The following is a 5,285-nucleotide window of genomic DNA, read 5'->3' on the forward strand; positions in this document are numbered from 1 at the left end:
AATATAATAATGCCTTATCAACCCAGGTTCCATCCGTAATCGTCCCATTAATAACTACCTTGTTTCCTAACATACCAATTTTAGTCAGTGGGGTATGGAGTATTTTAGGTGGGGTAATATCAAATCCCGTAGTCACCGTAGCCATCCGGGTATCAGGCATACCCCAGGTGTCTGTGCCAGAAGAAGAGGCAATAATTTGGCTGGTTGTTCTATCTCCTTCATTACCATCATCAGGTACTACAACCTGCAGGAAAAAGTATTTTGATTGCCCGGCAAGTAATGTCACAGAGCCAATACTTGTAGTTTCCGTTGCCTGATGAATTCCATCCTGATTGGTATCCTCAATTAACTTTACTTGCCAGTCTTGAGGTAGGCTTTTATTGTCTATGAAAAGGGTAATTGTATCCATTCCATTACCGGTATTAATCAGGGTGTAGGAGTAGTAAATAGTTCTTGAGCCGCCTAAGAGCTGGTCGGGTAATTTATCGAATGCAGATATGCCATAGCCTTGCAAGACTAAGGTAGAGATGATGTTAGATGTGGTCATTGTTTCTGTTCCCCAGGTATTCTTATACCTTAAGATAACATCCCCGGGTTGTGAAATTCCATCCTGATAGGTAGTTGTGCCATTATCTCCACCATTTCTGATAATAGTTCCTGCGGTAGTAAGAGTAGCAGAAACTGGAAGGGACTGAAACAAAACCAATAACAAAAAAATCCATTTTATTAAACCTGTATTCACCATATTCGTCATTCACAATTCAATAACCTCTATTCTTGCTTATACATATCCGCCATCCATTTACCTTCATGACCCGGGTTAGGGATAACACTTTGAGTTCTGGGGTCAACGACAAAGTCAATGGCTTCTAAAAATAAATAGCCAATCAATGGTGGTGTAGTATCATCATTTTCCATCACTTCCATAACAAAACTCCGGTCTTTTAATTCAATTTCCGCACCTTTAAATATCCTACGAGTTGCTGGTCCATTAGCTGTTTTGATAGGGATGGTATTATGAAATTGCAAGCCTAACCTTTCTATATCTACTTTATTGATAGAGACATAAGTTGCACCTGTATCTACAATCGCCTCAATCTCTATAGTGCGAATCTGACTGCCCGGGATTAAACTTTCACTTGCCTTAACTACATCCCCATAATTCCTTATTATTATCTTCTCACTTATTCGTCCCATTCTTCTTTTCCTATTTGGGTCTTTTACGAACGATATTTGGTAACCGTTCAGCCACAGAGGCACAGAGTTCACAGAGAATTAAGGAAATTAGCCACAAATGGACACGAATTAACCTCTGACATCCCATAAATGTAGTGCGAACCTTATGGTTTTTGCAAAATTAACTTCCACTTTTCTGGAATACCATAAAATAAATTAAAAATCAAACATCAAAATGTAAAATTACAAATCAAAAATCAAAATATTCTCCAGCTACTTTGTTAATTTACAAGTATTTTTGCATTTTGCATTGTAATTTTGATATTTGCATTTTGATATTTACATTAAAGTTCTTCTTGCTATCGCTCTCCCCAAAAGAGGAACCTATTTATGAAAAAATCATTAGGTTCGCTTTCCTGCTTGCCAGAAGCGCGGCTAAAGCCTCGCACTACAAATCTTTTTGTGCATTCCTGTTTATTCGTCGTTATATATTCTCTCTGTGTTCTCTGTGACTCTGTGGCTATATCTTTGAACGGTTACCCTCTATCTTCTGTTTCCTAAATTCCTAAATCCTTCGGTCTTCTACTTAATTACTACCTCAAATCTGCATTCACCAGAACCTGATGGTTGAACAGAACCATTGACAGTAAAGGTGATAACCTTTGTCGCATCATTATAATTTACTGATATACTATTTCCACCACCAGTTCCAACTGTTCCTGTCCCGCTATTGGCGACATAACTTGCCCAGGCAGGAATGACATCCTGTATCTGGACATTTATCGCCTCGGCATTACCTACATTCCTATACTTCAAGGTATAGGTCAAAGTAGCACCTGGTAGTTGTGCATCTGTGGGTAAGACATATTTTTCCAGTGTAAGATAAGGGACTGGTGCAGAGCAAGTGGTAATAGTTATATCTTCTATGGTATCCAGGTCACCCCAGGGCACGGTATCCGTCCCGGAACAGGAGGCAATAACTTTATTAGTTGAGGTCGCACCTATTTCTACTAAGGGTATATCTACCTTTAAGAAGAAGTAATTACTTTGTCCAGCGGCTAAGGTAATACTCCCAATCTGCGTCGTTTCTGTGGCTTGATGGAGTCCATCCTGATTATCATCCCTGATAGTCGTGATAGTCCAAGTTCCACCTGCTACATTACTGGCAGATAAAGTAATGGTATCTGTGGCATTGCCACTATTAGTCAGGCAATATGGGTAATAAATAGTCGTAGATGGGCTACCGGATAAGTCTGCCGGGCTGGTTAATTGGACACCATAGCCTCTCGCAAAGGTTAAGGTTAAATCCTGACGTTCGTCTATATCACCCCAGCTATCAGATTGAGATGAATTGACTTTTACCCTGATTGTAGCTGAGCCGGCAATTGAGACATCTACCTTCAGGAAAAACTTACGGCTTTCGTTCTGCTTTAAGGTAACCGGGCTTGAAAGTATAGTATTTTCGTCATCTTGACGGAAACCATCCTGATTATCGTCATCGATTAAGGTAACGCTCCAGGTAGCACCTGAAAGAGTAGTAGCTGAAATAGTAATCGTATCCGTCCCATTACTTGAGTTACTGACTTCGTAGTTATAATAGACTGTAGCGGTTGGGAAAACTGATTGGTCAATAGGTGAGGCAAGATAGCCAATCCCATAGCCCTGCAGGATAGTGGTAGTAGTAGCCATGCAGGTAACGGTCTTTGTCCCCCCCATACCCGCGTATATCAATATAGCATCACCCTTTGCATCCGCTACAGTCAAGGTACCGGTATCACTACCATTGATGATATTCGTCTCTACCGGCGCCCCTAAAGTCGCCTCCTCAACAACATTTTCACCTCCACTTCCCCCAATAGCATAAATTTTACCGTTAAGTACAGTGGCTCCAAAACTCCATCGTGCAGTAGGCATAGATGTTTTAGTCATCCAAGTTCCATTAGTATCTGCCGTTGGGTCAAATTCTTCGACTACATTGAATGTATCATATGACTTGTGTCCTCCAATAGCGTATATCTTACCATTAATTGCTACTACTCTTATACCCTCCCCCCTTTCAGTAGGCATATCTGCCTTTCTTGTCCAAGTTCCATTAGTGCCTACTGTTGGATCAAACTCTTCGACTATATTTACGATACCATAATGATATCCTCCAATAGCATAAATTTTATCATTAAGAGTTACTGCTGATAAATTCCTTCGTTGGTATAACATAGGTATTTTAGTCGTCCAAGTACCATCAGGACCTACTGAGGGATCAAACTCTTCGACTTCGGCTCTTTCACCCGTATATGGTGGTTCACTTCCATTTCCTCCAATCGCATATATCTTGCCATTAAGAGCAACTGCTGCTAATCCATATCGTCCCCTAGGCATATCTGCTTTTTGTGTCCATGTATCTGTTATCGGATTATATTCTTCTACCCCATGATTCTTATATCCTCCTCCAAAAACATAAATCTTACCATTTAGTACCGCTGCCGCCAATAAGGAACCTCCTATAAGCATATCTGCTTTCCGAGTCCAGGTACCATTAGGACCTACTGATGGGTCAAATTCTTCGACTACTTTTCCCCAAGGATCCCTTCCTCCAATAGCATAAATCTTACCATTAAGTGTCACGGCGGCTAAACCGGCTCGTTCTGTTGGCATCGGTGTTTTAGTTTTCCACTCAAGGTCAAGTGCTAATACTTGTGTAGCACATACTAAATAAACCCCAACTCCCATTAATCCTAAAACTTTTTTTCTCATGGTTTATTTTTCCTCCTTGTGTAAATTTGATTATAATAAAATATATCATATTCATTACAAATTTGTCAATAATTATTTTTAAATTTTCAATTCTAACCCAATTTGATATTCTCCTTTTATTTTTGCCCAATCTTTTCCATTATTCTCAGAAACATAAGAACGGCCATAATTATGAAAGGTGTCGATAGGGAGAGAGAGAATTGCCCCATTAATCATCTTTAATGTAATTATATTTAGTCCCTTTTTTAAAATATAACCTGCAATTTTAATTTTGAATTTATTAATTGTAGCAAATTGATAAAAATCAGCACAAGATATTACAGGAGATACTATTCCGTTGATATCAATTATAAATCCTCCTCTATTTTCCATAGTCATATAACTCATAATAAAATTAATATCTTTCACCTCTGAAATATCTCTATCAATAATGAGTTCTTTTTTTATTATCTTAGAATCATCTAAAGTAACTTCGTTACCTTCACGCCAACTCTCATAACCCAAATTCCCACAATCTTTAATGATTAACCATCCATCTTTTTCAGTATATACTCCATTGGGATTAGTAAAACAAACACATAATCCATAAATACGCTCTGCATAGGTAAGAACAGAACATAGAAATAATAGAATTAAGGAGAGAAGGATAGGTTTATAATATTTTAGACGAAACTTTTCATACCAATAATACAATAGAAATCCAGCAAAATTTGCCATGATAGGTAATACCGGTGGGCGATATCTTTCTATAACTACAAATAAAATGACAGAAAAACTATAAGCAAATATAAAGCCATAAAGCAATAAAGATTTCTTCCAGTATTTTAAAGAAAAAAATATACCTGTAAGTCCTAAGATAACAAAAATATCGAAACTAATTATTATAGGTAGTCTTAATAAAGAAGAATATATTTTACCTTGTTCATAATGTGTTTGATGTGGAACTCCCCATTTACTTACAAATAATAAAAACTTTTTAAATTGTAATTTTATGAACTTTACAGGTTCTCTTTTTACAAAATCTAAAACATCTGCTAAATATAAGTCTTTTCCCTCTTTTTTCATCCTTTCCTGGAGGTTATTTAAATAAGGTTGACAAAGGTCAAAGGAACCTCGTGCATGCTCATTATTCCCTATCCAAAACTGAAATCCTCCAGCAGTAGTTAGCAAAATAAATTTACCTCCATAAATACAATTTCTAATAGTCACAGGTGAAATAGTTATAAAAAAGGCTAATAATACAATCGCATATTTAGCTATTATCTCTTTCTTTGGTATCTTATAGGTAATAAGCATCCATATCAGAATAAATGGCAGAAAGACAATCGTATTAGGTTGAGAAAGAGTAGCTAATCCCA

At 37.4% G+C, this 5,285-nt stretch carries 4 protein-coding genes; all 4 read right to left on the bottom strand.

The window, feature by feature from the left end; all coding sequences use genetic code 11:
• The coding region (locus AB1414_14780) for a hypothetical protein (GenBank protein MEW6608686.1) at nucleotides 1-712 on the bottom strand (712 nt) is incomplete at its 3' end.
• A 59-nt stretch (nucleotides 713-771) separates the two neighbouring features.
• Nucleotides 772-1,197: a retropepsin-like aspartic protease gene (locus tag AB1414_14785; GenBank protein MEW6608687.1), complete on the bottom strand. Its 426-nt coding sequence runs from the start codon at nucleotides 1,195-1,197 to the stop codon at nucleotides 772-774.
• Nucleotides 1,198-1,758: 561 nt separating this feature from the next.
• On the bottom strand, nucleotides 1,759-3,927 hold the full coding sequence (locus AB1414_14790) for a hypothetical protein (GenBank protein ID MEW6608688.1): 2,169 nt from the start codon (nucleotides 3,925-3,927) through the stop codon (nucleotides 1,759-1,761).
• 78 nt (nucleotides 3,928-4,005) lie between these two features.
• Nucleotides 4,006-5,285 (bottom strand): hypothetical protein (locus tag AB1414_14795; protein ID MEW6608689.1); only part of this gene is annotated, 1,280 nt, incomplete at its 5' end.

The sequence above is a fragment of the bacterium genome (assembly GCA_040755795.1).
Classification (GTDB): domain Bacteria; phylum UBA9089; class CG2-30-40-21; order CG2-30-40-21; family SBAY01; genus JBFLXS01.

Coding starts and splice junctions, on each gene's coding strand:
- AB1414_14785 (MEW6608687.1), bottom strand. CDS start 1,197: ATGGGACGAATAAGTGAGAAGATAATAATAAGGAATTATGGGGATGTA.
- AB1414_14790 (MEW6608688.1), bottom strand. CDS start 3,927: ATGAGAAAAAAAGTTTTAGGATTAATGGGAGTTGGGGTTTATTTAGTA.